We start from the raw sequence: 26,960 nt of genomic DNA on the forward strand, positions 1-26,960 counted from the left end.
GCGCGCGTAACCGTTCGGGCTTCACGAAGACCAGCGCGGCGGCCGTGCGTTCTGTACTCAGTCACGGGCTCCATCACCCCAGCCGCTACCAAACTGCACGGGCCCGTCTGGCCGCCTCAACGGCGTTCAGACTCTACCGCGCTGGGCCGGTTTAAAGATACAAGCCGTCGGGCGGCGGGCTGAAAGGCGAGGCCACAACTGATCGCGCAGAGGGTCGCGACCCCGGACCATTGCGTCAGACCAACCCGGGCCAGGACGGCCGGCAGGATGGAGATGATCAGTCCGGTGGTTGCCCACGCCAGCAAGATGGCGCCACCGAACCACCAGGCGCCTGCCGGGTAGTACGGCAGTCCGAGCACCAAGCTGCCTTGGCGGCGCACATTGCATTTGGGCAGCTTCGACAGCAATGCGGCAGACACGATGGTCCCCGCGAGATGCAGCCACAGGCTCGGCGGACGCAGGCTATCGTCGATGAACAAGAACAGGCCCGTCAACGCCGGGCCCAGACCGAAACCCAGGGAGGTGCTGGCAGTGACCCAAGAAGCCGAAGAGCCTGGATGGTCGACATCGAGGATGTCCGCCATGTAGGCGGGGGCGGCGGCCGACATCAATGCGGTTCCTACGCCCAATAACCACCTTGCCGCGCCCAAGGTGACGATGTGCGGTGAAATCAGCATCAAGAGCGTGCTCGCACCGGAAAGGGTCAGCGACATCCAGATCACCGGGCGGCGGCCAATGTGATCCGACAGTCCGCCCAAGAGCAGCAGAACGGGCACGATGCCAGCGACGTAGAACGAAAAGGCAACGGTAGTCGCCGTCAGGCCAACGCCGTCCTGGCGCGCCATGGCGGCGTACAAAGGCGCCTGCAGATTGACACCTGTGGTGATGACAAACAACGCGAATGCCAGGCGCGCCGCCCGATGCCGGCTGTTCATGACAGCATCGACGGCAGTGGGCGCAGGACTGCGCAGACAGCGACATCTTCCGGGCATATCTGCCATCTGCAGCAGGTCGCACCGTCGACGCGACGGTGGCGGGCCTGCGGGACGGAGCTTGCTTTTTCCTGTTTCATGGGTATTCCCAAAATGGTGGATGAAGGCGTGGACAAAGAGCGGTGGGCAGATCGACCCTATCTTCCTGGGTGGGTCGTGCACCGGGTCCATGGGCGGAATGGCCCATGACCATGGGCCAATGAGCGGACTGGACGGCGTGGCAAAGTCACGCCTTCCCGAGCACCATTGTCACCATGAACACCACGATCGCATCCGCCGCATCCGGTCAGACGCTGGACCTGGGCATCTGCGGCATGAGTTGCGCCAGTTGTGTGGGTCGCGTCGAGCGCGCGCTGCGCCAGGTGCCGGGTGTGCAGCAGGCATCGGTCAATCTGGCGACGGAGTCGGCCCGCATTACCTTTGCCGCTGGCACCGATGCCGCAGCGATGGCGGCCCTGTCGTGCCGCGCGGTGCGCAACGCGGGCTACGAGCCGCGCGTTGCGGGGCCGCAGGAGGCGCCCGAGGCACTGTCGCGCCAGGCCGCTGTCCCGGGTTTCCTGCCGGTGGGACTGGGCCTGCTGCTGTCGGCCCCGCTGCTGCTGCCGATGCTCGGAGCGTTGTTCGATCGGCACTGGATGCTGCCGGCCTGGGCGCAATGTGCGCTGGCCACGCCGGTGCAGTTCATCCTGGGCGCCCGGCTCTACAAGGCCGGCTGGCATGCGCTCAAGGCGCTGTCGGGCAATATGGAACTGCTGGTCGCCCTCGGCACCAGCGCGGGCTGGGGTTTGTCGATGTGGCTGTGGCTGACGGCCGGGCATCCGGACCATGTGCCGCCGCTTTACTTCGAGGCCTCGGCCGTGGTGGTCACGCTGGTGCTGTTGGGCAAGTGGCTGGAAGCCCGCGCCAAGCGCCAGACCATGGCGGCCATCCGGGCACTGCATGCGCTGCGACCCGATGTGGCGCATCTGCTGGGCCCGGACGGAGAGGTGCCGGTGCCCGTGGCCGAATTGCTGGTGGGCGACAAACTGGTGCTGCGTCCCGGTGAGCGCATCCCGGTGGATGGCCGGGTGCATGAAGGCTGCACGCAGGTCGATGAGTCCATGCTCACTGGCGAGCCGCTGCCGGTTGCGCGCGCCGTGGGTGAGCGCCTGACGGGTGGCTCGGTCAACGGTGATGGCCGCATCGTGATGGAGGTGACGGCCGTGGGGGCGGAAACGGTGCTGGCCCGGATCATCCGGCTGGTGGCCGATGCGCAGGCCGCCAAGGCCCCGATACAGCGCCTGGTGGACCGGGTGTCGGCGATCTTCGTTCCGGTGGTGTTGCTGCTGGCCTTGGCCACGTTGCTGGGCTGGTGCCGGGCGGGCGCGGGTGTCGAGGCGGCGCTGATCCATGCCGTGACCGTGCTGGTGGTGGCCTGCCCCTGTGCGCTGGGCCTGGCCACGCCCGCCGCCATCATGGCGGGCACCGGCGTGGCGGCCGGCAACGGCATTCTGATCAAGGATGCGCAGGCGCTGGAACTGGCCCACAGGGTCGATACGGTGGTGTTCGACAAGACCGGCACGCTGACCCTGGGGCAACCCCGGCTGACGGCGTTCGAGGCGGCGCCGGGCCTGGATGCAACGGCGCTGCTGGCGGCCGTGGCCTCGGTGCAAAGCGGCAGCGGGCACCCGCTGGCCCGGGCCGTGGTGCAGGCCGCCCGGGAGCGCGGTTTGACCCTGCTGCCGCTGGACGATATGCGCGCCGTGCCTGGGCGTGGCAGCGAAGGCGAACTGCAAGGCCAAAGCTATCGGGTGGGCAGTCTGCGCTGGATGCAGGAGTCGGGCGTGAACCTGGGGCCTCTGGCGCCCCGGGCCGAGGCTTTGCAGCGCGCAGGGGCCACGGTGTCGGCCGTGGCGCAGCGCAGCGCGCAGGGATGGGAGCCACGGGCATTGATGGCCTTTGCCGACACGCCCAAACCCGGCGCGCGCGCAGCGCTGGCGGCGCTCAAGGCCCGTGGCATCCGCGTGCTGATGCTCTCGGGCGACAGCCGGGGCGCCGCCGAGGCCATGGCGCGGCAGCTCGGGCTGGACCCCGATGCCGGCGAGGTGATGGCGCAGGTCTTGCCCGGCGACAAGGCGCAGTGCATTCGGGACTTGCAACAGGGGGGCTACGGCCTTGGCAAGCCTGGGAAGCGCCATACCGTCGCGATGGTCGGCGATGGCGTCAACGACGCGCCGGCGCTGGCTGTGGCCGATGTGGGCATGGCAATGGGCAATGGCACCGACGCCGCGATGCACGCGGCCGGCATCACGCTGATGCGCGGCGACATCCGGCTGGTGATGGCGGCGCTCGATATTTCACGGCGCACGGTGGTAAAGATCCGGCAAAACCTGTTTTGGGCCTTTGTTTACAACCTGCTGGGCCTGGCGCTGGCGGCGCTGGGCCAGTTCGGCCCGATGCTGGCGGGAGCGGCCATGGCGCTCAGCTCCGTCAGCGTGATCGCCAACGCTCTTTTACTCAAGCGCTGGCGCATGCAATGAATGCGCACGAGGCTTTGTCGCCAACCAGCCTTGGGCTGACTCGATCGCCTTTCAGACCCACATCCTGGCGCTCGATGCCGCAGTGGCAGCGGCCAGGGCCGGCGCGCAAGGCCGCGGCTTTGCCGTGGTGGCCGGCGAAGTGCGCAGCCTAGTGTCGCGTCACCGGTCAGATGTCGTAGGCTGCGCGCAGCCATCGGAGCGCAGCGCAAGGCGCATCGCGCAGCCCATACCGAGCTGTATTGGCAAGCGATGCAACGCCGCGATGCGCTTCGATGGCCAGTGCAGACCGACAGATGATCGGTGACGCGACACTAGCCCAGCGCTCGGCCGCCGCCGCCGCCAGCGAGGGCCTGATCCACGACAGTGTCAGCGCTGTGGACGGCGGCGTGCGCCATGTGCAGGATGCGGGCGCGGTGATGAAGGAAATCGTGGCCGGCGTGCAGCGTGTGGGCGACATCATCGGGGCGCAAATCCAAACGGGTTGATGCGGGCCGATGCGGGTCGATGGCGCCCGCAAATCACACCCGCAGGCGCGCCATCAACTCCAGATTCACCAGCGCCGCGCCGGAAGAACCCTTGCCCAGATTGTCCAGACGCGCAATCGCCGTCACATGGCGGCGGCCGGGGTCGGCCAGCACGAAAATCTCCATCCGGTTGGTGTCGTTGAGCGCCTCGGGGTCGAGCCGCCCGCCTGGCACCGTTGCACGCACCGCGATGTCTTCGCTGGCGCTGTAATGCTGGCGGTAAGTGCTGAGCAAGGTATCGGGCACATCGCCGTGCGGGCCGGCCCTGAGCAGGCCGGCATGCAAAACCAGGCTGACCAGCATGCCCTGGCGGTAGCGGCCGACCGAGGGGATGAAGACCGGCGCGCTGGCCAGGCCGCTGTGCAGCACGATCTCCGGCAAATGCTTGTGTGGCTGCTCCAACGAGTACAGATAGTGGTTGCTGCGTATCGCATCCGGGCCGTCGCCCTCGAAAGCCGCGATCAGTTGGCGGCCACCGCCGGAGTAGCCGGACACGCCATGGAGCACCAAGGGTGTGTCGGCCGCCAGCAGCCCCGCATCCACCAGCGGGCGCAGCAAGGCCAGCGCGCCGGTGGCAAAGCAGCCGGGGTTGGTTACGCGCATCGCGCCGGCAATGCGCTGCCGCTGGCCGGCCGTCATTTCTGGAAAACCATAGCACCAGCCCGGACTGACACGGTGCGCCACACTGGCATCGAGCAGCTTCACCTGCGGATTGCTGACCAGCGCCACCGCCTCGCGCGCAGCCTCATCGGGCAGGCACAGCACGGCAATGTCACAAGCATCGAGCGCCGCACGGCGCGCCTCGGTCTGCTTGCGTTCGGCCTCGGTCAGCGTGACCAGTTCGAAACGGCCCGAGGCGCGCACCCGCTCGGCCAACTTCATGCCTGTGGTGCCGGCTTCGCCGTCAATGAAAATACGGGTCATGGTGCTCCTTTTGCGCGTGTGCCGTTCCGCAAATGACGGCAGATGAAATCGCGCCTTGCCTCGACACGAAATGCATCGATTTCATTTCATGCAGCCATTTACGGGACGGCACGCCAGCGGCTTGCCAAAGTGCAAGCCCACGATGCTGCAGCCTTGGTTCATCCAGAAGCGCTGGGCCAGCGAATTGGTGACGAATGTGTCCAGCGCAATGTGCTCACAGCCGCGTTCATCTGCGATCCGCTCCAGCGCCTGCCACATGCATTGGCCTATGCCTTTGCTTCGTTCGGCGCCAGAGACGATGAAATGATCTACATAAAGGAAATGACCATAGCACAGGCGATGCTGAATCCAATAGCCGCTCATGCACTGGAATGAGTAGCGCAAATGGTGCAGTGGCAGCGACGCCGATGGCACCGATGGCCCGGCCCCACAGCACCTGTGCGATGGCGAAAGAGGCCAGCACAACGTAGGCGACCGGCAGCCAGCCGATCAACGGTGCTTGCATCAGCGCCTGGGACAAGGACGGGGCTGAGGGCAGCATCGACTCGCGCACCAGCAGCACCACGGGCAAGCAGACCAAGCCGGTTGCACCCTGTAGCCAGATCATGCTTTCCGGACAACGCTGGATGACCATGTGGCGGAAACGCCGGGTTCTTTGGATGCCGGGAAAGCCTTCACTGCAAGGTGATGCGGGGCGCCGGGCTGTCAGGCGGGCTATACAGATGGCTGGTGTTTGCTATTTCATTACAGCGTACTGCACAGGCAGAACAGGCAGAACGGTCACCACACGATGCATATTCCGGCGCTGGATCACGGTGCTGCGCCGATCCGATCGGCATGCAGACGGCCCGCAGCCCATAGCACCTGATTGACGACGGCGCGCACGCGGTCGCGGTCGGTCTGCTGCACCAATGCGCCCTGGGCGTCGAATGCGCTGTTGGCCTGGCCCAGCGCAAAGGCCTTGGGTGCGAGCCAGCATTCCAGGTTGATGAGCAGGGATGCCAGGTGGCTTTGTGAGCGCCGCCCGCCCATTGCGCCGGGGGATGCGCTGAGCAGGCCCACCACCTTGCCGCGCAAGGGTTTGATGCCGTCTTGCCAGTCGGCGTGGGCTGGCACCGGGCAGGACGCCCAGTCGATGGTGTTTTTGAGCAGGGCGGTGTAGCTGCCGTTGTATTCGGGCGAGCAGATGATCCAGGCCGGGTGTTGCCACAAAACCTCTTTGAGCCGGATCACGTCGGCGGGGGTGCTTGGAAGGTCGGCGTGGTACAGCGGGATGTCGAAGTCTGACAGCTCCAGCAGCGTGACGCTGGCGCCCGCGTCGCGCGCGATGGTGGCGCTGGCCCGGGCCAGGCGACGGTTCAAGGATTGCTGGCGCGTGCTGCCGGCAAAGATCAGAAGTGGCAGTGCGGTGGGCATGGCCCGATTGAAGCACGGCGGCGCATGGGTCTGCGCAAAGTGGGAAAATTGCGGCCCGCCTGCCCGGGATGCCGGCTGCATTGGCCGGGGGTGTGGCAGGGCCGGTGGCCTTCCGGCGGCTGCGCGGGCCGGGTGTTTTGGTGATGGGGGCGCTGGCCCCGGAGTGCTTTCATGCTGTATCCGCAGGAATTCGATGTGATCGTCGTCGGCGCTGGCCATGCGGGCACCGAGGCCGCGTTGGCTGCTGCGCGCCTGGGGCAAAGGACGCTGCTGCTGACCCAGAGCCTGGAGACTCTGGGCCAGATGAGCTGCAACCCCTCCATTGGCGGCATTGGCAAGGGCCATCTGGTCAAGGAGGTGGATGCGCTCGGTGGCGCGATGGCGCTGGCCACGGACGAGAGCGGCATACAGTTTCGCATTCTCAACCGTTCCAAAGGCCCGGCGGTGCGGGCCACGCGCGCGCAGGCCGATCGCCTGCTGTACAAGGCCGCGATCCGCCGCAGGCTGGAGAACCAGCCCGGGCTGTGGCTGTTCCAGCAGGCCGTGGATGACCTGATGCTCGAGGGCGACCGGGTGGTGGGTGCTGTCACGCAGGTGGGCGTGGTCTTTTGCGCGCGCGCGGTGGTGCTGACGGCGGGCACCTTTCTCGACGGCAAGATTCATGTGGGTCTGAGCCATTACGCCGCCGGCCGCGCCGGGGAGCCGTCGGCGATCGGCCTGTCGGCCCGTCTGAAGGAGCTCAAGCTGCCGCAGGGCCGCCTGAAGACCGGCACGCCCCCGCGCATCGATGGGCGCAGCATCGATTGGTCCCAATGCGAAGAGCAACCGGGCGACGGTATGCCCGGTGGCGTGAATGCGGGCCAGGTGCCGGTGTTCAGCTTCATGGCCCATGCCTATGGCGGGGCACGGATGCACCCGCAGCAGTTGCCTTGCTGGATCACCCACACCAACCAGCGAACGCATGCGATCATCCGCAGCGGCTTTGACCGCAGCCCGATGTTCACCGGATCGATCGAGGGCGTAGGCCCGCGCTACTGCCCCAGTGTCGAGGACAAGATCAACCGCTTTGCGGACAAGGACAGCCACCAGGTTTTTCTGGAGCCAGAGGGCCTGGGCACGCACGAGGTCTACCCCAACGGCATCAGCACCAGCCTGCCGTTCGATATTCAGTACCAACTGGTGCGCAGCATGGCGGGGCTGGAAAACGCGCATATCTTGCGGCCTGGCTATGCCATCGAGTACGACTACTTCGACCCGCGTGCGCTCAAGAGCAATTTCGAGACGCGGCAGATCCGGGGCCTGTTTTTTGCCGGCCAGATCAATGGCACCACGGGCTATGAGGAGGCGGCTGCGCAGGGCTTGTTTGCCGGCGTCAACGCCGCGCTGCAATGCCGGGGCGATGCGCCCTGGCTGCCCGGTCGCGATCAGGCGTATCTGGGGGTGCTGGTCGACGATCTGATCACCAAGGGCGTGACCGAGCCTTACCGCATGTTCACCAGCCGGGCCGAGTTCCGCCTGCAACTGCGTGAAGACAACGCCGACATGCGCCTGACCGAAGTGGGGCGCCGCATGGGCTTGGTCGATGACGCGCGCTGGGAGGTTTTCAGCCGCAAGCGCGATGCTGTTTTGCGCGAAACTGAGCGCCTGAAGGCGACCTGGGTGAACCCGCGCAACCTGCCTGACATCGAATCCGGGCGCGTGTTGGGCAAGCCGATGGCGCACGAGTACAGCCTGTTCGAGTTGCTGCGCCGCCCCGATGTGGACTATGCCGGGCTGATGTCGCTCGACGGCGGCAAATACGCGGCGGCCGACGTTTCACGTGAAACATTGGGCATGTTGAGCGAATCGGTGGTCGAGCAGGTGGAGATTGCCGCCAAGTACGCGGGCTACATCGAGCGCCAGAAGGGGGAGGTCGAACGCGCCGCCCATTTCGAGACGCTGCGCCTGCCTGCCGGCCTGGATTATGCGCAGGTCACGGCCCTGAGCATCGAGGCGCGCCAGGTGCTCAGCCGCCATCGCCCGGAGACCCTGGGCCAGGCTTCGCGCATCACCGGCATCACGCCTGCGGCCATTTCGCTGCTGTTGGTGCATTTGAAGAAGGGCGGATTCAAGGGGTTCATGTCCGCCAACGCTGACGCGCAGGCATGATGACCAGCCTGGGCAATGATGTGCTGCGTGCCCGACTGCAATCGGGGGCCGAGGTGTTGGCGCCGGGTTTGGACGCTGCGCAGATCGATCGCTTGATGGATTTTCTGGCGCTGCTGCAAAAGTGGAACCGGGTCTACAACCTGACGGCGTTGCAGGATCCGCAGGAAATGCTCACGCAGCATCTGCTCGACAGCCTGGCGGCGCTGGCTCCGTTGCGCCGCCAGTTGGCCCACTTGGCCCACTTGGCCCATTCGACCGGTCTGGCCGGGCCGGGGCAGGGCGCCGGGCCTCGGCGCTTGCTCGATGTGGGTTCGGGCGCTGGCCTGCCGGGCGTGGTGTTTGCCATCTGCTGCCCGCAGTTGGATGTGCACTGCGTCGACAGCGTGGGCAAGAAGGCCGCTTTCATTGGGCAGGTGGCGTTGCAGCTCAGGCTGCGCAACCTGCATGGCGTGCACGCGCGGGTCGAAACGCTGACCACGCCGTTCGAGATCATCTGCTGCCGCGCGTTTGCAGCGCTGCCCGACTTTGTGCGCTGGACGCGGTCTGCGCTGCGGGCGCCCGATGGCGTCTGGTTGGCGCTCAAGGGCAAGCACCCGGGGGCCGAAATCGCCGCCCTGCCTGCCGATGTGCAGGTGTTTCACGTGGAACGACTGACGGTTCCGGGGCTTGCCGCCGAGCGCTGCATCGTCTGGCTGCGGCCTGCTGCGCTCGCGTAAACTCTGCGCCTCATTCAAGGGCTGGCGCCGCCGCCGACCCCTCCCATTGCTCCATTGCTCCATTGCCCTTCGCCCCGCCGGGAGAAAAGAGCCCATGTTCGGTATTGCAGATTACGGCGCCTTTGTCGCCGCCATTGTGTTGTTTCTGGCCATTCCCGGCCCGGGGAATCTGGCCTTGATCACTTCCACCACCAAGGGGGGCGTGCGCGCCGGCCTGGCCGCAACGCTGGGCGTGATTGCCGGCGACCAACTGCTGATGTGGTTGGCGGTGGCCGGTGTGGCCACGCTGCTGAGCGCTTACCCGGCGGCCTTTGCTGCCGTGCAGTGGCTCGGTGCCGCGTACCTGGCCTGGCTGGGCTGCAAGATGCTGACGGCTGCTCCCGGCGCCCCGCCGGTGCTCCACATCCGGCCGCACCATTACTTCAGGCAGGCGGCGCTGATCACGCTGCTCAACCCCAAGGCGATCGTTTTCTACATGGCTTTTTTCCCGCTGTTCGTCGATCCGGCGCGCCACCAGGGCCTGCTGACCTTTGCGCTGATGGCGGCAACGATTGCTGCGCTGACCTTTGCCTACGGCCTTGTCGTGGTGCTGCTCACGCAGCATCTGGCCGCGCGCATGCGCGCCAACCCCATGGCGGCCCGGGTGCTGGAAAAACTGGCTGGCGTCTTTTTGATCGGCTTTGGCATCAAGCTGGCCATCGCCAAATAAACCCGCCCGACGGCAGTCCCATGGCCAAGATTTTTTGCATCGCCAACCAAAAGGGTGGCGTTGGCAAGACCACCACCACCGTCAACCTGGCCGCCGGTCTGGCCCGCGTCGGCCAGCGCGTGCTGATGGTGGACATGGATCCCCAGGGCAATGCCACGATGGGCTCGGGCGTGGACAAGCGCCAACTGGCGCTGACGGTGTACGACGTGTTGCTCGAATCGGCCTCGGTGCAAGAGGCGTCCGTGGCCTCGCCATGCGGCTACCGGGTGCTGGGTGCGAACCGCGAACTGGCTGGCGCCGAGGTCGAACTGGTGGCGCTCGAGCAGCGCGAAAAACGCCTGAAGGTGGCGCTGGCCGCCGTCGATGCAGAGTATGACTTTGTGCTCGTCGACTGCCCGCCGTCACTGTCGATGCTCACGCTCAACGGCCTGTGCAGCGCCCACGGCGTGATCGTGCCGATGCAGTGCGAATACTTTGCGCTCGAAGGTCTGAGCGATCTGGTCAACACCATCCGGCAGGTGCACGCCAACCTGAATGCCGATTTGCAAATCATCGGCCTGCTGCGCGTGATGTTCGATCCGCGCACCACGCTGCAACAACAGGTCAGCGACCAGTTGCAGAGCCATTTTGGCGACAAGGTGTTCCGCACCGTGATTCCGCGCAACGTGCGCCTGGCCGAGGCGCCGAGCTACGGCCTGCCGGGCGTGGTGTTCGACCCGGCCGCCAAGGGCAGCGTGGCCTTTGTCGAATTTGCGCAGGAGATGGTCGAGCGCGTGCGCAGCATGTCCGGCGCCCCGTGATCCAGAGCGAAGACTGCCTCTGGCGCATGGTCCATCTTTGCCATCAGCTATCAAAACAATAGTTTTCCATGGTCTTCAAGCCGTCCAACATCCTGCTGCTGCCCGGCTGGCAGAACTCCGGCCCCGGCCATTGGCAAAGCCTGTGGCAGGCCCGGCATGGCTACCGCCGCGTCGAGCAGCACGACTGGCTGCGCCCGCTGCGCGGCGACTGGACAGCGCGGCTGGAAGAAACCGTGGTTGATGCGGATGGCCCGGTGCTGCTGGTGGCGCACAGCCTGGGTTGCATTTTGGCGGCGTGGTGGGCGGCCCATTCGGGCAACACCCACCGGGTGCAGGGCGCATTGCTGGTCGCGCCCGGCGATGTGGAGCGCGCCGATCTGGCCGCACAGCTCCACCGCTGGAGCCCCATTGCCCGCCAGGTGCTGCCATTTCCCGCCCTGCTGGTGGCCAGCCGCAATGACCCGTATTGCAGTTGGGCGCGTGCCGAAGGCTTGGCGCAGTCCTGGGGCGCGCGTTTCATCGACCTGGGCCAGCGCGGACATATCAATGCCCAGGCGGGCCTGGGCGACTGGCAGCAGGGCCATGCCTGGTTGCGCCAGCTCGCTGCCAGTGCACCCACCGATCAGCGCGCCAGCCCATCAGTCCCATCCACCCCATCAGCCCCATCAGCCCCATGCCCCGCCGGGCGCTGCGCCACACCGAAGAAAGCATATTCCAATGGTCACGAAAAAACCCAAGGGCCTGGGCCGCGGCCTTGAAGCCCTGCTCGGCCCCAAGGTCGCCGAACTGGCCCAGGCGGCCGATGCCGGTCTGCCCGGCGCGCTGCCATTGGACGAAATCGTCCCCGGCATGTACCAGCCGCGCACGCGCATGGACGAGGGGGCTTTGTACGAACTGGCCGAGTCGATCAAGGTCCAGGGCATCTTGCAGCCCATCCTGGTGCGTCGTCTGAGCGCAGGCCAGAACGCGGGCAAGTACGAGATCATCGCCGGCGAGCGGCGCTTCCGCGCGGCCCGGCTGGCCGGGCTGGCCACGGTGCCAGTGCTGGTGCGCGACGTGCCCGACGAGTCCGCTGCGGCCATGGCGCTGATCGAGAACATACAGCGCGAAGACCTGAACCCGCTCGAAGAGGCCCAGGGCCTGCAGCGCCTGGTCAAGGAGTTCGGCCTGACGCATGAACTGGCCGCCCAGGCCGTGGGCCGCTCGCGCAGCGCCGCCAGCAACCTGCTGCGCCTGCTGAACCTGGCCGAGCCGGTGCAAACCATGTTGATGGCCGGCGACATCGACATGGGCCATGCGCGTGCGCTGCTGGCGCTCGAGCGTGCCGCACAGATCACGGCCGGCAACCAGATTGCAGCGAAAAAGCTCTCGGTGCGCCAGGCCGAGGCGCTGGTCAGGAAGATCGGCGCCGAGTCCAGCCCGGCGCGACCCAAGCCCCGGAAAGAAAAGTCGCCCGACCTGCGCCGCGTGGAAGAAGAACTGTCCGACCTGCTGATGGCCGAGGTGCAAGTGCGGGTGAAAAAGCGCGTCAAGCGCAACGCCCGCGTGGAGGAGATGGGCGAGCTGGCCATCCGGTTTGGCTCGCTGGAAGCGCTCAACGGCTTGATCGAACGGCTCAGGGCGGCTTGATCGCGTCTTTGCCGCAGGGCCGGCCAGGCCCGGGGCAGGGCGCACGAGGCGCGCCAAGGCCGGCACCTGAACTGGCGTCTGAACCGGCACCTGAACCGGCACTGAACCGGCACCTGAAGGCCCGGGGGACAGCCGCTACAATCGGGCGCTCACCCCCTTGTGACCCCCTCACCTGCCTTCACCCATGCTCGTCAAAGCCCGTTGCCGCGCCCGTCCGGGCCTGGTGGTGTTGATCGGCGCCAGCATCGCGGCCCTGACCGCTTGCAGCAGTCTGGACAGCGCCAGTAGCCGCATCGCCGGCATCGTCAAGCCCTACCGGGTGGATGTGGTGCAGGGCAATTTCGTTGCCCGCGAGCAGGTTCAGGCCCTGCAGCCCGGGATGAGCCGCCAGCAGGTGCGTGAAATCCTCGGCTCGCCGCTGCTCACCAGCCTGTTCCATGCCGACCGCTGGGAATATGTGTTCACGCTCAAGCGCCCGGGCGAGGAGTTGCAGGCCCGCAAGCTGACCGTGTTCTTCAAGGGCGATGTGCTCGATCGCTCCGAGGGTGACGCGATGCCCGGCGAGACCGAGTTTGTCGCCACGCTGAGCGCGCGCGCGGGCCAAGAGCGCGCGGGCCAAGACCCGGCGCCGGTGCTCGAGGCCACGCCCGAACAACTGGCCAGGTACCCGGCATCCCCCCGGCCCGCCAAGACGCCCGCGTCGCCGCCACCCGCCGCCGACAGCATGACCCCCGCCGCCACCCCCACCCCCAGTTACCCGCCGCTCGAAGCGCCTGCGCGCTGACCGGCCCCGGCCGCGCAGCGCGCTGGTTCGTTCAACCGTACAGGATGCCCATGACCGTGCCCTCTCCACCTGCCGCCACCCCGACCACCACCACCTGCCGCGTCGCTGTCGCCGGGGCTTCGGGCCGCATGGGCCGGATGCTGATCGAGGCCATCGAGGCCAGCGCCGATTGCGTGCTGGTGGGCGCGCTGGATATCGCGGGCAGCCCGGCCATCGGCGCGGACGCCACGGCCTTTCTGGGCCGGACCTGCGGCGTGGGCATCACGGCCGACATCGCTGCGGGGCTGAAAAATGCGCAGGTGCTGATCGACTTCACGCGCCCCGAAGGCAGCATGGCCCACTTGGCGGTGTGCAGCCGGCTGGGCGTGAAGGCGGTGATCGGCACCACCGGTTTCAGCGCCGCGCAAAAGGCCGAACTGGCGGCGTTGGCCGAGCGCACGGCGATCGTGCTGGCGCCCAACATGAGCGTGGGGGTGAATGTCACGCTCGGGCTGCTGCAAATGGCCGCGCGGGCCTTGGCCACGGGCTACGACATCGAGATCGTCGAAGCGCACCACCGCCACAAGGTGGATGCCCCCTCCGGCACGGCGCTGAAGATGGGCGAGGTGATAGCGCAGGCGCTGGGGCGCGACCTGAAGGACTGCGCCGTCTACGCCCGCGAAGGCGTCAGGGCCGAGCGCGATCCGTCGAGCATCGGTTTTTCCTCCATTCGCGGCGGCGACCTCGTGGGCGAGCATATGGTGCTGTTTGCCGGCATCGGCGAGCGCATCGAGATCACGCACAAATCTTCCAGCCGCTCCACCTACGCGCAGGGCAGCTTGCGCGCGGTGCGCTTTCTGGCGGGGCAGGGCACGGGCATGTTCGACATGTTCGACGTGCTCGGCCTGCACTGAGGCGGGCCGCCCTGCCGCGCGCCGGCCTGGCGGCACGGCCCCACCCCTTGAGCACCGACGCAGCCCCCATGCAAGACAAATACTCCCCCCAAGATATCGAGCGCGCAGCGCAAGACGACTGGCGCGCCCGCGACGCCTACCGCGTGACGCAAGACGCCGGCAAGAAGAAGTTCTACGCCTGCTCGATGCTGCCATACCCCAGCGGCAAGCTGCACATGGGCCATGTGCGCAACTACACCATCAACGACATGCTCACGCGCTACCTGCGCATGAACGGCTACAACGTGCTGATGCCGATGGGCTGGGACGCCTTCGGCCTGCCGGCGGAAAACGCGGCGATCAAGAACGGCATGCCCCCGGCCCGGTGGACGCGCGAAAACATCGCCTACATGAAGCAGCAGATGCAGGCCCTGGGCCTGGCCATCGACTGGAGCCGTGAGCTGGCCACCTGCGACCCCGGCTATTACAAGTGGAACCAGTGGCTGTTCCTGAAGATGCTGGACAAGGGCATTGCCTACCGCAAGACCCAGGTCGTCAACTGGGATCCGGTCGACCAGACCGTGCTGGCCAACGAGCAGGTGAACGAGGGCAAGGGCTGGCGTACCGGCGCCGTGGTCGAAAAGCGCGAGATTCCCGGCTACTACCTGAAGATCACCGACTACGCCGAGGAACTGCTGGCCTTCGTGACCGACGATCGACTGCCCGGCTGGCCGGAGCGCGTCAAGCTGATGCAGGAGAACTGGATCGGCAAATCCGAGGGCCTGCGCTTTGCCTTCCCGCACGATGTCCGGGGCGACGATGGCGCGCTGATCGGCGGCGGCCGGCTGTACGTGTTCACCACGCGCGCCGACACCATCATGGGCGTGACCTTCTGCGCCGTGGCGCCCGAGCATCCGCTGGCCAGCCATGCCGCCAAGAGCAACCCGGCGCTGGCCGCCTTCATCGACGAATGCCGCAGCGGCGGCACCACCGAGGCCGCGCTGGCCACGCAAGAGAAAAAGGGCCTGCGCACGGGCCTGTACGTCACGCACCCGCTGACCGACGAGCCGTTGGAAGTCTGGGTCGGCAACTATGTGCTGATGGGCTATGGCGACGGCGCCGTGATGGGCGTGCCGGCGCACGACGAGCGCGACTTTGCGTTCGCGCTCAAGTACGGCATCGAGATCCGGCAGGTGGTGCTGGTCGATGGCGAGCATTTCGACTACCGCCGGTGGCAGGACTGGTACGGCGACAAGCAGCGCGGCGTGACCATCAACTCCGACAGCTTCAGCGGCCTGCACCACAAGGAAGCCGTGCAGGCCGTGGCCCATGTGCTGGAGCAAAAGGGCCTGGGCGAGAAGAAAACCACTTGGCGTTTGCGCGACTGGGGCGTGAGCCGCCAGCGCTACTGGGGCACGCCGATTCCCATCATCCACTGCGACCAGCATGGCGCCGTGCCGGTGCCGGAAAAGGACCTGCCCGTGGTGCTGCCGCAAGACTGCATCCCCGACGGCACGGGCAACCCGCTGCACAGCCATCAGGGCTTTCACGCCGGCGTCACCTGCCCGGTGTGCGGCAAGAGCGCGCGCCGCGAGACGGACACCATGGACACCTTCGTCGACAGCGCGTGGTACTTCATGCGCTATTGCGACCCGAAGAACGATCAGGCCATGGTGGCCGAGGGCACCGACTACTGGATGCGGGACCCGCAGCAAGCCACTGGCGGCAGCGGCATGGACCAATACATCGGCGGCATAGAACACGCCATCTTGCACCTGCTGTATGCGCGCTTTTGGACCAAGGTGATGCGCGACCTGGGCCTGGTCAAGGTCGATGAGCCTTTCAACCGGCTGCTCACGCAGGGCATGGTGCTCAACCACATCTACAGCCGCCGCAACGACAACGGCGGCCGGGAATACTTCTGGCCACAGGATGTGGAGCAAGTGCACGACGCGGCGGGCAAGATCATCGGCGCCAGGCTGATCCGCGCCGTGGGGGATTGGCCGGCAGGCAGCGCCATCGATTACGAAGGCATGGGCACCATGTCCAAGTCCAGAAACAACGGCGTCGACCCGCAGGAACTGATCGGCAAATACGGCGCCGACACCGCCCGCCTGCACACCATGTTCACCGCCCCGCCCGAGGCCGCGCTGGAGTGGAACGACGCCGCCGTCGAAGGCAGCCACCGCTTTCTGCGCCGGGTGTGGAACTTCGGCCTCCAGTTGCATGCCGCCGGTATGACGGCAGCCAGCGCAAGCCTTGCCGGCGCCGGCGCACCGCAAACCCGCAACCCCCCGGCGTTTGGCAAACCGGCCAAGGCCCTGCGGCGGGAGATCCACCAACTGCTGCGCCAGGTGGACTATGACTACCAGCGCATGCAGTACAACACCGTGGTCTCGGGCGCGATGAAGATGCTCAACGCGCTGGAAAACTTCAAGGCCAGCGACCCGGCCAGCCAGGCGAGCGACCCACTGGCGCTGACCGAAGGCTTTGGCATCCTGCTGCGCTGCCTGTACCCGGTCACGCCGCATATCGCGCACAGCCTGTGGCGTGATCTGGGCTATGCAGCCGCTGTGGGCGAACTGCTCGACGCGCCCTGGCCGCAGGTCGATGGGCAGGCACTGGTGCAGGACGAGATCGAACTGATGCTGCAGATCAACGGCAAGCTGCGCGGCTCGATCCTGGTGCCCGCGCAGGCCAGCCAGGCCGCCATCGAGCGCATCGCACGGGCCAGCCCGGCCGCCTTGGCCGCAGGGGCGGTGCCCAAGCGCGTGATCGTGGTGCCGGGCCGGCTGGTGAACCTGGTGTTCTGACCGATGAGGAACCGGCGCGCATTGCTCGCCCTGGCACCGGTGGCACTGCTGCCCGCCTGTGGTTTCCACCTGCGCGGCCTGCCCGAATTCGGCTTTGCCTCGCTGTACATCGAGGCGCCCTCGGGTTCGCTGCTGGCGCAGCAATTGCAGCGGGCACTGGAAGGCGCGGGCACCAAACTCCTGGTGCTGCGCGAGCCGGCCGCGTTGGCAAGCGCGCAAGCCATCCTCGACCTGCTGCAAGAGCAGCAAGAGCGCGTGGTGGTGGGCCTGTCCGCAGCGGGCCAAGTGCGCGAGATGCAACTGCGCTTGCGCGTCCGGTTCCGGCTGCGCAACCCCCAGGGCGTGGCGCTGATCCCCGAGACCGAACTACTGCTGCAGCGCGACATCAGCTACAACGAAACCATCGCGCTGGCCAAAGAGACCGAAGAAGCCCTGCTGTACCGCGACATGCGGACCGACCTGGTGCAGCAGTTGATGCGCCGCCTGGCGGCCGCCAAGCGCTCCTGAAGCAAGACCTCGGGGCACGCTCGGGCGCTGCGCGGCCGCCAATGCACTCCCGCTGCGCGGCCGAAGTCAGGCCAAGGCCCTCAAGCCGGGATTGGAATGCATCGACCCTCCCGCAGATGAGCATTCACCCGTGCAAGCACCCGCACCGTCACCCCCAACGCCCAAACCACCCCACCCCTTGGAGAATATGGTGGCCCAAGGCCAAGCAACCCGTGCAGCGAGCAGCGAGCAAGGGGCCATCGCTCTACGGCGAAGTTACGGCGAAGCAGCGGAAGACTTGTCCACCTTACCCTTCAACTCCTGATAGTTGAAGATACGCTGCCAGCTCAACCGGCCAACGGTATCGCGAGCGGGCGCAAGGGCCGAGCCGCTGCCGGCACCTGCACCACCGTGCGTTGGTGGAACCGCAAACCTGAGGACTTCACGCTGGCGCCGGCCCGTGCTATCGGCCGCCGTCACCCGGGCCTGGTCGCTGGACACCACAACCGCCGGCCCGAGGAAACCCTGGGAGGAAGAGACATAACCTGCCTTGGCATTGCCAATGATCAGATAGTACCGATGGCCACCGCCCAAGGCATTCGAGCAAGCGCCGGAGCCCCTGGCCGGAGGAATCTTCGACTGCACGAGCGCCGACAGATCGCCCAAATCCAGCGCCGCCTGGTCGATGCGCTCGCCGGAGACGGGCAAATCAAAGAACCAACCGGCGCGCGTGGCGACATCCGCGTCGGAACGGGGACGCCCCCAGCGGAAAGCGCGCACCGACACAGTCTGGTTGCCCGTATCGACAACCCCCTGCTGAAGACGCCCGCGGCCCGCAATGGCGCTGACCGCCGGACTCGCATCGGCGCGCGTCGAGCCATTGTCATAAATGACATACACCGACTGCCCGATCGTTGACGCACCGTCGGGCACCTCCAGATACTTGCCGGTGCCCACCACCACGTAGAACGTCTCCACCCCCCCGACGACCGGGCCGACAAAAACGGCAGGCGCCGCAAAGAGCGGCTGCACCTGCCCGTCATCGGAGCGCGCGCTATACAGCGGATAGGGCGCAGGACTGGCCGCCGTACCCTGGTCGAAAAACGACAACCCATTCATGCTCCACTTGTCCGTCCCCTTGCCCGCGAACTGCAGCCGCCAGAGCTTGCCATGCAGGTCGCCCACATAGATATCCGTCACCTCGCCCTGGATACCGTACAGGGCGCTGAAATTGGCCAAACCCGGGGCAACGGTGCGCGCCAAACCGGGATCGGTGGGCAGGGACACCTTGAAGTAATTGTGCCCCGGGAGCCAGGCCTGACCGGCAGGCTTGTCCAGCGCCAACAAAAACAGCGCCGGGCGGCCCGAGCCGGGCTGCGGCTGGTTGTCATCGGGCACATGGTTGTTCACACCGCTGCCCACCACGGCAAACCAGCGATACACGGCAGCCTGGCGGCGGCCATTGCGCATCGGCGCGTTGGTCCTGATCTTCATGATCCGGGGTGAACCGAGCACCTGACCCATGTCCGGGTCATCGGCGCGCGTGAATTCCCACATCACGTGGCTGGAATCGAAACGCGCCGGGTCCGACACATCCAGCGCAAACACACCGGCGCCACCGGCGCCGGTGCCCGAGACCAGCACCGTTTTCCAATCGCGGGCACTGGAATTGCCAGGGCCCACCCAGGCCTGGGCCACCACCGAGGGGGCATCCACATAGCTCTGGTGATGGTTGCGAAAGCCCGGCTCCGTCAGCGCGGACAGTCTGGGCACGAGCCAACTGGGAATATAGGCAAACAGCTCATCGCCCGTGTTCGCATTGAACGCATGGAGCATGCCGTCATTGGCGCCGACGAACACGGCCGGCGTGCGCGCGCCGTACTGTCTGCGAAAGTCCGCATACCCGGCGCCGGGGAATACGTTCGACGGCGGGCCGGAATACGAAATATTGGAGTTCACGATATCCCCCAGCAGGGAACTGCGCAGCCGAAACGGCGCCCCCTCCTTGCTGCGATCGCCACGCAGGTAAGCGATCCGGTCGGCGCCGGCCGCGCCGCCAAAGTGCAGCGCCAGCGATCGGAGGTCGATGTCATCCCGGGTGAACCTGCTCGCCACCGGGACCGGGTGGCGCCCTGGCCTGCCCACATGGATATTGCGGCGCGCGGGCGGCATCCGGTCGAGTTGCTGCGCCGCCCGCCAAAGGGGCGGCAGAATCTCCAGCGCCTGGCTGGCATTGTGGCCGATCGGCTCGGCCACGACATCGCCACTCCAATCGCCGGTGTCGAACCGGGCCGAATACATGACCGAGCCCTGGCTGAGCTGGCTGCCCGTGTTCAGGCGCGCACCGGCCGCACTGCGCATGCCCATCGATGCGCGGTAGAAAATCCGGTCGAAAGCGCTGAGCAGGCCGCGCGCGGGCGCCGGGCCTGCCGGGTCGAGGAAATGGTAGGCGCTGGCTTCGCCGGGCTGCTCGGGTTTTTGCCAGACATCATCGATGAACTGGCCGTGCCGGTCCCTGAACGGATGGACGTTGGCATCATGCGGGCCGGGACGCGCCAGAGCGGTCTCGAAGCCGCCATATTTGGCGGCCATGAAGAACTGGTTGCGGGTGCGGCGGGTGGCCGCATCGCTTTGCAGCCCTGCCTCATTGACATCGAAAGCCCAGGTCTTGACCCGCAGGCCCGGGCGCTGTTTGTCCGGTTGCGCGCTCCAGCCGGCGCCGCGAATGTCGTTCGTTCTGGCCCAATACGCCAGGCCGATGATCGGTTTGGTGAATGTCCAGTGCCCGGTATGGGGGTTGCCGCTGGCGCTCTCGAAGCGCTTGATGGCCTCGCGCCAGTGATCGATGTCGGGAATGTTGCGCGCTGCGTCGGGGCCGGGCAGGGCATGGTGTTCATGCGTGTGTATGTCCCCGACCAGCAGGATGTGGCTTTTGACGCACGAGTAATCACTGGCATTCGTGCGCCCGGCGCCATACGGGTCGTCCCACTGCGTGTAGACCGGATAGCCATCGGCCAGGGCGCCATTGGCAGGAACGCCTGCGATGGCACGGGGGTCTGGCGCAAGTCCCTGCAAATACCGCAGCGCCTCGTAATGCAGTTCGCCGACGGGGTCCAATTCCTTGTACAGGCCAGGCACAGCGCCGGTGCGGCCAAACTTGTTCAGATAGTTGATGACCCCGCTGATGGCGGGCGTGCCGGGCATGGACCCCGGTGTAGACCCCGGTATAGGCCCCGGGTTGGCGATGAACACGCCGGTGTCCTTGTCCCACTCGGCATGCGCGTTGCTGCCGGAGATCTGGCCGTTGATGTCGTAGGTTTTCGTGCCCACGTATTTCATCGGGGCGCGCATGACGCCGCCATAGCGACGATGCTCGTCGTCGTTGTCCAGCAGGTAGCCAAATGCTGCCAGGCGCAGTTGGTCGCTGTATTTCTGGATCACGCCGGTGGGTTTGTAGTTGCCGCCGGGATACTGCTGGCACAGTGGGTAGTCGCGGTGGTCCTGGAGTTTGCCCGAGGCGTCGGCATCGCAGACGCGCACGCGCGCGTAGAAGTAGCCGTCGGAATTGAGCGCCGGAGTGCCCACCAGGTCATAGGCCGAGGTGTCATCGCAGGAGCCGGTGGGCCCGGCTGCGGTGGTTGGCGCGGCCCTGAAGTAGATGCGATCGAGCATGTTGGCCACATGAATGTCCCGCAAGCCGGCAGCATGGATCATGGGCAGGGGCAGTGCGCCATGGTAGCTGCCACCATGCGCCCGCAGGTGTTTTGCCGGAAAGTAGTCTGGGTGGTTCCACATGCACTGGGGGTTGCCGTCGCCGGGCAGCATCGCGCGCTGCAAGACGGTCAGTGCTGGGGTGTCGATATGGCGGTCTCCGCCCGAGAGTGCCAGGCGAAGCATGTCGATGGCAGAGCCGGAGGCCCAGTTCAGGAAGTTGCCGCTGAATGCGTTGGCGCAGCGGCGCTTGGTTGCCGGCCCGGTGCGTTCGAATCGTTTGTCGGCTTTTGCGCGGGCGTCGTTGTATGCGTAGCAGCTTTGTGCATCGTAGTAACCCAGGTACTCTTTGTCCGGGCTGTATGTGTCGTCGGTGGCGTTTTGCGAGGTGTATTGCGCTCCGACTGTCGGAAACTCCACCGATAGCGCAAGCAGCAAGGCGGGTTTGTCTGCCGGCGGCGCTGCATGCAAGGGGGTGTTGGCCAGAGCGACTGTTTTGGGTGCGGGCAGGGCTTCGGTGCCCAGGGCCATGCAGTGGCTGCCCAGGGCGATGGGCAGCAAGATCGAGGTCAGATAAGTGGCGCGGCTTGGGGGTGGGCGTTTGCGCTGCCTTGGCCCGCTTTGTCCGGGTGCGCCTGCCCGGCACGGTTTGCTCATCATGCGGCGGTCCATGGGTGACAAACTGCAACTTCGTGCCGGCAAGCGTACTCCGGCCTGTATCCGGGACCAATAGATGAAATCCCGTAAGCAGTCGGTCACTCTGCGCTTGGCCCGCAGTCTTGGATCTTGGCCAGCCACCACAGCCAAGCATGCTGCGCGCTTGGAGCCCAACGCACGGCGCTGGCTGACGGCAATGCCACGCAGAAGAACAGGCGGTGCTGCACGGCGACAACGGCGCCACGCTCAAGACCACACAGGGCAGGACAAAGCGATCTTCGCGGCGCGACATGCGTCGTACACGAGAACCCGAGCGCTCCACTCGACACGCTGGTCAGGGGCCACGCGCAACGGCTTGCCCATCGAGGCCGTGGCGCTGAATTCAGAACGCGACCCGGTCGTCGAAATGCACACCAGCGCACAAGATATTCAGTCAGCGGCTGCTTGAATGCAGCGACAACTATCTCGACAGTATGGCAATGGCTGGAATTTGGTCAGGTTTCATCGACATGATCGGCCTTTCAAGGCAAAAATCGCAACACAGGATTGCCAGCCCAGGTTTTGACGCAATTTGCAGAATTTCTACACAAAAATTCAATGTGTTTATGCGAGACATTCCCTTATGCGTCGCATCCCGGATGAGCATGAGAACGCTTCCTGAGACGGCCCTTACAATCGCGTTCCATGAATTTCACCGACATGCTGCGTGCGGCCACGGCGCGGCACGGCTCTTTGCTGTGCGTGGGCCTGGACCCCGAGCCCGCGCGGTTCCCTGCGGGGATGCAGGGCGATGCGCGCAAGATCTATGACTTTTGCGCGGCTGTCGTCGATGCCACGGCCGATCTGGTCTGTGCGTTCAAGCCCCAGATTGCCTACTTTGCCGCCCATGGCGCGGAAGCGCAGCTCGAACGCCTGATGCAGCACATGCGCAGCAACGCGCCCCAGGTGCCGGTGATCCTGGACGCCAAGCGCGGCGATATCGGCGCCACCGCCGAGCAGTACGCCAAGGAAGCCTTCGAGCGCTACGGTGCCGACGCGGTCACTCTGTCGCCGTTCATGGGCTTTGACTCGATAGCGCCTTATCTGGCCTACCGTGGCAAAGGCGCTTTCCTGCTGTGCCGCACCTCGAACCCGGGCGGTGATGATCTGCAAAACCAGCGCTTGGCCAGCGTCGCCGGCCAACCGTTGCTGTACGAGCATCTGGCCAGCCTCGCGCAAGGCCCCTGGAACCGCAATGGCCAGTTGGGTCTGGTGGTGGGCGCCACCTATCCGCAAGAGATCGAGCGCGTGCGCAGCCTTGCCCCGACGCTGCCGCTGCTGATCCCCGGCGTGGGCGCCCAGGGGGGCGATGCAGCCGCTGCCGTGCGCGCAGGGCTGCGCAGCGATGCGCCGATCATCGTGAACTCGTCCCGCACCATCCTCTACGCTGGCGCTGGCGCGGACTTTGCTGGCGCAGCACGCGCCCAGGCGCTGCGCATGCGTGCGCTGCTGCAAGCCGCCCGGCGCTGACCCGGCCATGGTCGGCACGGCGGCCACCCTGCGGGCACTGCGGGTGCAGCCGGGCGGGATGAGAAACTGCCATGGCCGCCCATCCCGCACCCTCCATCCCCTCGTCAAGGAATCCCATGCCCTGCTCCCCGTCCCTGCGCCGCACTGCCCTGCTGGCCCTGTATGCCCTGCTATGCGGCTTGGCCGTCCCTGCAACCCCTGCGCTGGCGCAAGAGGTCTATCCCTCCCGGCCCGTCAGCATCGTCGTAGGTTACCCGCCGGGTGGCAGCGTCGACCTGGTCGCGCGCACCTTGGCCGTCGAGTTGGGCCACAGGCTCGGCGTGCCCATGGTGATTGAGAACATCGGCGGTGCCGGTGGCGCCATCGGCGCCCAGAGAGTGGCCAGCGCTGCACCCGATGGCTACACGCTGCTCGTAGGCTCGATCAATGAATTGGTGATCAACAAACTGGTGACCAGGGCGGTCAAATACGATCTGAAGGATTTCAGCGCCATCGGCCACATCGTCTCGCAGCCGCTGGTGCTGGTGGCTTCGCCCGGGGTGGGGGTGCAGAATTTGGCCGAATTCACGCAAAAGGTCGCGCGCAACCCGGGCAAGTTCAGCTATGGCAGTTCGGGCGTGGGTACCTCGCTGCACTTGGCCGGTGAAATGATCAAGGAGCAGGGTCGGTTGTTCATGACGCATATCCCGTACCGCGGCGTGGCGCCGCTGGCCAGTGACCTGTTGGGCAACAACCTGGAGTTCGGCATGTTCGCGCTCTCCAGCGGCCTGCCGTACATCAAAAGCGGCAAGCTGATCGCGCTGGGCACGACCGAGGCCAGCCGCTCGGCCATCACGCCCGACATCCCGGCGCTGGCCGAGTCGCCGCAGTACAAGAACGTGGATATAGGCGGCTGGTTCGCCCTGATGGCCCCTGCCGGCCTGCCCCGGCCGACGCTCGACAGGCTCAGGAAGGCGCTGCACGACAGCTTGCAGTCCGGCGAATTCCGCCAAAAGATGCAAGACAATGGCGCCACCGTCGCCGCCACCAAGCTGGACATAGACCAGTTCCTGGCGGCCGAGGTGGCCAAGTACCGCAAGATCATTGCCTCTGCCAGGATCGAAGAATGAACCTACCGCACCCGACGGCCCGAACGACCCCGACTTTCGCCCTGCCGGTGCCGGACTTGGCGGCTTGGCGCGCAGGCAACACCGGCACCGAAGGCGTATGGCACTTCGACTCGGGCCAACCCGGGCGCCACCTGATGATCAGCGCCCTGGTGCACGGCAACGAACTGTGTGGCGCCTGGGCCGTCAAGGGTCTGCTGGAGGCCGGTCTGCGTCCGCAGCAGGGCCGGCTCACACTGGCCTTGTGCAACCTCGAAGCCTTCGACCGTTTCGATGCCGCCCGGCACGACGCGGCGCGCTACATCGACGAAGACCTGAACCGCCAGTGGCTCGACGAGCGCATCGCCGCAGCCGACACCCGCGAAAGACGCCGCGCCGCGGCGTTGCGGCCTTTCGTGGCGCGCGCGGACTGGCTGCTGGACATCCACTCGATGCACGAGCCCTCGGCGCCGCTGCTGCTCACCGGCACCCGGGCGCGCAACCTGCAACTGGCGCAGGCCCTGCGCACGCCCGAATACATCGTCGTCGATGCCGGCCACCCCCAAGGCGTGCGCATGCGCGACTATGGCCGCTTTGGCCGCCCGGACGCCGAGGGCGGCGACACCCGTTCGTTGCTCATCGAATGCGGCTTCCATGGCGACCCGGCCAGCCGCGCCGTGGCGCAAGACCTGTGCCTGCGCGTGCTCGCCCAATCCGGCCTGCTGAGCGCTGCGGCCCTGGCGCAACGATTGCCCGGCTGGCGCCTGCCCGATGCACCACGCCAATGGGTGCTGGAGGTGACCGCCCCCGTGGTCGCCAGCAGCAGCGCCTTTCGCTTTGCCGCGCCCTACACCGGGCTGGAGCGGGTCGCAAAGGCCGGCACCGTGATCGGCGATAACGACGGCGTTGCCGTGACAACGCCCTATGACGACTGCGTGCTGGTCATGCCCTCCACCCGGCAGGCGTGTGCCGGTGTCACCGTGGTGCGTTTTGCGCGCTGCCGGTCGATCTGAAACACCCTGCCCCCGAGGCGCTGATGCCTGCGCGGGCGATCTGCATGACCGATACCAATGACCAATGGGTCCAGCGCCATCACGACACCGGCGCGCAGGCGGATCACCCGCAAGGGGCGCAGCGCCTGTCCCTGCGGTGGCCGAGGGTATGGTCGCGAACTCCAGCGGGGGCGGGCCATGGATCCGCTGCGTTGCCCATCACGCCATGCGGCACGGCGGCGCTTGTCACGTCCCCGGTGTGCCCCGGTGCGCGCGCCATCACCTGGTGTCGCGTCACGGATCAGATGTCGTAGGCTGCGCGCAGCCATCGGAGCGCAACGCAAGGCGCATCGCGCAGCCCATACCGAGCGTATTGGCAAGCGATGCAACGCCGCGATGCGCTTCGATGGCCAGCGCAGACCGACAGATGATCGGTGACGCGACACTAGCAGACAGGCGGCGGTAAAATCCGGCCCTGCACAGAGGTAACCCGCCCATGTCCATTTTCCGCCGCCCCGACTACCAGTCCGACACCACGCAATTCATCAACCAGCTCAAGGCCCGCCTGCCCGGGTTGGAAAAGCAGCAACTGGCCGGCCGTGCCCTGCTGTGGGACAAGAACGTAGACCGCCAGCTCTGGGCCGAATTGCGCGCCGCCCGGGTGCCGCAAAAGCCCTATGTCTACCAGACGGACAGCCACTGAATCGCGCAGCAAAACGACCGGTAGCGCATGCTCTCCATGCCCCTGCGGCCACCTGGTTGGGGCCATCGATGACCACGGCAAGCCCCGTCGATGCGCCCGGCATGCCGGTGGTGGTCGACCAAGTGGCGCTGGCGCGGCTGTATGGCGAGCCGCTGTTTGCGCTGCCCACCGATCTGTACATCCCGCCCGATGCGCTGGAGGTCTTTCTCGAAGCCTTTGAAGGCCCGCTGGATCTGCTGCTGTACCTGATCCGCAAGCAGAACTTCAACATCCTGGACATCCCCATGGCGGGCGTCACGCGCCAGTATCTGGCGTATGTCGAGGAGATCCGCAGCCGCAATCTGGAACTGGCCGCCGAATACCTGCTGATGGCCGCGATGCTGATCGAGATCAAGTCGCGCATGCTGCTGCCCCCCAGAAAGCAAGAGGGCGGCGCAGAGCCCGAAGATCCGCGCGCCGAACTGGTGCGCCGCCTGCTCGAATACGAGCAGATGAAGCTGGCCGCGCAGCGGCTGTCGCAGATGCCGCAGCATGGGCGCGATTTTTTGAAGGCCCAGGTGTTCATCGAGCAAAGCCTGCAGCCGCGTTTTCCCGCAGTGCAGGTGCGGCAGTTGCAACAGGCCTGGCGCGACATCCTCCAACGCGCCCAACTCGTGCAGCACCACAAGATCACGCGCGCCGAGCTTTCGGTGCGCGAGTACATGAGTCGGGTGCTCAAGACGCTGCAAGGCCGCCGCTTCGTCGCGTTCGAAGATCTCTTTGAACCCGGCCAAGGCCGCAGCGTGCTGGTGGTGATCTTCATCGCGCTGCTGGAACTGGCCAAAGAGGCGCTGATCGAGATCACCCAGGCCGAGGCGTTCGCGCCCATCTACCTGCGGCTGGCGTACACACCGGTGTAGCCTGCCGTCCGGCACATCCTTCACGTCGTTCGCTCTTCACCGCCTTGGCCGCTGGCCATGGCAGCCACCACC

The 26,960-nt window shown here is 66.4% G+C and carries 21 protein-coding genes and 2 pseudogenes; 17 read left to right on the forward strand and 6 right to left on the reverse strand.

Annotated elements, in window-relative coordinates; genetic code table 11:
• Nucleotides 1-116: 116 nt before the first annotated feature.
• Complete coding sequence (locus VEIS_RS05210; RefSeq protein WP_011808844.1) at nt 117-935, reverse strand: MFS transporter; 819 nt, start codon at nt 933-935, stop codon at nt 117-119.
• A gap of 311 nt (nt 936-1,246) precedes the next feature.
• Between VEIS_RS05210 and VEIS_RS05215 the strand changes: the two genes are divergently transcribed.
• Both VEIS_RS05215 and VEIS_RS31075 read left to right on the forward strand, forming a co-directional pair.
• Complete coding sequence (locus tag VEIS_RS05215; protein WP_011808845.1) at nt 1,247-3,511, forward strand: heavy metal translocating P-type ATPase; 2,265 nt, start codon at nt 1,247-1,249, stop codon at nt 3,509-3,511.
• A 37-nt stretch (nt 3,512-3,548) separates the two neighbouring features.
• Nucleotides 3,549-3,849, forward strand: a pseudogene (locus VEIS_RS31075) (methyl-accepting chemotaxis protein); the annotation flags it as partial.
• Between the two features lie 180 nt (nt 3,850-4,029).
• On the opposite strand, the gene argC reads toward VEIS_RS31075, so the two are convergent.
• The 3 genes from argC to VEIS_RS05235 form a co-directional block, all read right to left on the reverse strand.
• Nucleotides 4,030-4,959: an N-acetyl-gamma-glutamyl-phosphate reductase gene (gene argC / locus VEIS_RS05225; RefSeq protein ID WP_011808847.1), complete on the reverse strand. Its 930-nt coding sequence runs from the start codon at nt 4,957-4,959 to the stop codon at nt 4,030-4,032.
• An 81-nt stretch (nt 4,960-5,040) separates the two neighbouring features.
• Nucleotides 5,041-5,322, reverse strand: a complete 282-nt coding sequence (locus VEIS_RS31465; protein ID WP_011808848.1) for a GNAT family N-acetyltransferase — start codon at nt 5,320-5,322, stop codon at nt 5,041-5,043.
• Between the two features lie 447 nt (nt 5,323-5,769).
• Nucleotides 5,770-6,375 (reverse strand): NADPH-dependent FMN reductase, encoded by a 606-nt coding sequence (locus VEIS_RS05235; protein ID WP_011808849.1) that lies wholly within the window; start codon nt 6,373-6,375, stop codon nt 5,770-5,772.
• Between the two features lie 171 nt (nt 6,376-6,546).
• On the opposite strand from VEIS_RS05235, the gene mnmG reads away from it, so the two are divergent.
• From mnmG to VEIS_RS05285, 10 genes and pseudogenes are all read left to right on the forward strand, one after another.
• Nucleotides 6,547-8,523, forward strand: coding sequence for a tRNA uridine-5-carboxymethylaminomethyl(34) synthesis enzyme MnmG (gene mnmG, locus VEIS_RS05240; protein WP_041949824.1), 1,977 nt, complete (start codon nt 6,547-6,549; stop codon nt 8,521-8,523).
• Nucleotides 8,523-9,239, forward strand: coding sequence for a 16S rRNA (guanine(527)-N(7))-methyltransferase RsmG (gene rsmG / locus VEIS_RS05245; protein ID WP_041949825.1), 717 nt, complete (start codon nt 8,523-8,525; stop codon nt 9,237-9,239). Before mnmG ends, rsmG begins: the two co-directional genes overlap by 1 nt.
• 94 nt (nt 9,240-9,333) lie before the next feature.
• Entirely contained in the window at nt 9,334-9,948 is a 615-nt protein-coding gene (locus tag VEIS_RS05250; protein WP_011808852.1) for a LysE family transporter, read from the forward strand.
• A gap of 20 nt (nt 9,949-9,968) precedes the next feature.
• Entirely contained in the window at nt 9,969-10,748 is a 780-nt protein-coding gene (locus tag VEIS_RS05255; protein WP_011808853.1) for a ParA family protein, read from the forward strand.
• Between the two features lie 68 nt (nt 10,749-10,816).
• Nucleotides 10,817-11,350: pseudogene (locus tag VEIS_RS05260) on the forward strand (RBBP9/YdeN family alpha/beta hydrolase); the annotation flags it as partial.
• A gap of 115 nt (nt 11,351-11,465) precedes the next feature.
• Nucleotides 11,466-12,377 carry a ParB/RepB/Spo0J family partition protein gene (locus VEIS_RS05265; protein WP_011808855.1) on the forward strand — a complete coding sequence of 304 codons (912 nt, stop codon included), beginning with the start codon at nt 11,466-11,468 and terminating at the stop codon, nt 12,375-12,377.
• Nucleotides 12,378-12,561: 184 nt separating this feature from the next.
• Nucleotides 12,562-13,161, forward strand: a complete 600-nt coding sequence (gene bamE / locus VEIS_RS05270; RefSeq protein WP_011808856.1) for an outer membrane protein assembly factor BamE — start codon at nt 12,562-12,564, stop codon at nt 13,159-13,161.
• A 50-nt stretch (nt 13,162-13,211) separates the two neighbouring features.
• Nucleotides 13,212-14,054, forward strand: a complete 843-nt coding sequence (gene dapB / locus VEIS_RS05275) for a 4-hydroxy-tetrahydrodipicolinate reductase (protein ID WP_407830754.1) — start codon at nt 13,212-13,214, stop codon at nt 14,052-14,054.
• A gap of 68 nt (nt 14,055-14,122) precedes the next feature.
• Entirely contained in the window at nt 14,123-16,846 is a 2,724-nt protein-coding gene (gene leuS / locus VEIS_RS05280; RefSeq protein WP_011808858.1) for a leucine--tRNA ligase, read from the forward strand.
• A 3-nt stretch (nt 16,847-16,849) separates the two neighbouring features.
• A complete protein-coding gene (locus tag VEIS_RS05285) occupies nt 16,850-17,353 on the forward strand; it encodes an LPS-assembly lipoprotein LptE (RefSeq protein WP_011808859.1) in 504 nt (167 codons plus the stop codon).
• Between the two features lie 255 nt (nt 17,354-17,608).
• Here VEIS_RS05285 and VEIS_RS05290 read toward each other — a convergent pair whose 3' ends face one another.
• Entirely contained in the window at nt 17,609-21,604 is a 3,996-nt protein-coding gene (locus VEIS_RS05290; protein WP_232287852.1) for a pilus assembly protein, read from the reverse strand.
• A gap of 780 nt (nt 21,605-22,384) precedes the next feature.
• On the opposite strand from VEIS_RS05290, the gene pyrF reads away from it, so the two are divergent.
• The 3 genes from pyrF to VEIS_RS05305 all read left to right on the forward strand — a co-directional run bounded on the left by pyrF (nt 22,385) and on the right by VEIS_RS05305 (nt 25,307).
• Nucleotides 22,385-23,209: an orotidine-5'-phosphate decarboxylase gene (pyrF, locus tag VEIS_RS05295; protein WP_011808862.1), complete on the forward strand. Its 825-nt coding sequence runs from the start codon at nt 22,385-22,387 to the stop codon at nt 23,207-23,209.
• A gap of 116 nt (nt 23,210-23,325) precedes the next feature.
• The gene (locus VEIS_RS05300; protein WP_157048407.1) at nt 23,326-24,318 is read left to right on the forward strand and encodes a Bug family tripartite tricarboxylate transporter substrate binding protein; all 993 of its coding nucleotides are present in this window, start codon (nt 23,326-23,328) and stop codon (nt 24,316-24,318) included.
• Nucleotides 24,315-25,307, forward strand: coding sequence for a M14 family metallopeptidase (locus tag VEIS_RS05305; protein ID WP_011808864.1), 993 nt, complete (start codon nt 24,315-24,317; stop codon nt 25,305-25,307). The genes VEIS_RS05300 and VEIS_RS05305 overlap by 4 nt, the downstream gene beginning before the upstream one ends.
• On the opposite strand, the gene VEIS_RS30260 is transcribed toward VEIS_RS05305, so the two are convergent.
• Nucleotides 25,217-25,732, reverse strand: a complete 516-nt coding sequence (locus tag VEIS_RS30260) for a hypothetical protein (protein ID WP_232287853.1) — start codon at nt 25,730-25,732, stop codon at nt 25,217-25,219. The two genes, VEIS_RS05305 and VEIS_RS30260, sit on opposite strands and share 91 nt — an antisense overlap.
• A 50-nt stretch (nt 25,733-25,782) precedes the next feature.
• Between VEIS_RS30260 and VEIS_RS05310 the strand changes: the two genes are divergently transcribed.
• Complete coding sequence (locus tag VEIS_RS05310; protein WP_011808865.1) at nt 25,783-25,989, forward strand: DUF3460 family protein; 207 nt, start codon at nt 25,783-25,785, stop codon at nt 25,987-25,989.
• A gap of 68 nt (nt 25,990-26,057) precedes the next feature.
• A complete protein-coding gene (locus VEIS_RS05315) occupies nt 26,058-26,888 on the forward strand; it encodes a segregation and condensation protein A (protein WP_011808866.1) in 831 nt (276 codons plus the stop codon).
• Nucleotides 26,889-26,960 lie beyond the last annotated feature (72 nt).

The organism is Verminephrobacter eiseniae EF01-2, from assembly GCF_000015565.1.
In the GTDB taxonomy this organism is placed as follows: Bacteria; Pseudomonadota; Gammaproteobacteria; order Burkholderiales; family Burkholderiaceae_C; genus Acidovorax; species Acidovorax eiseniae.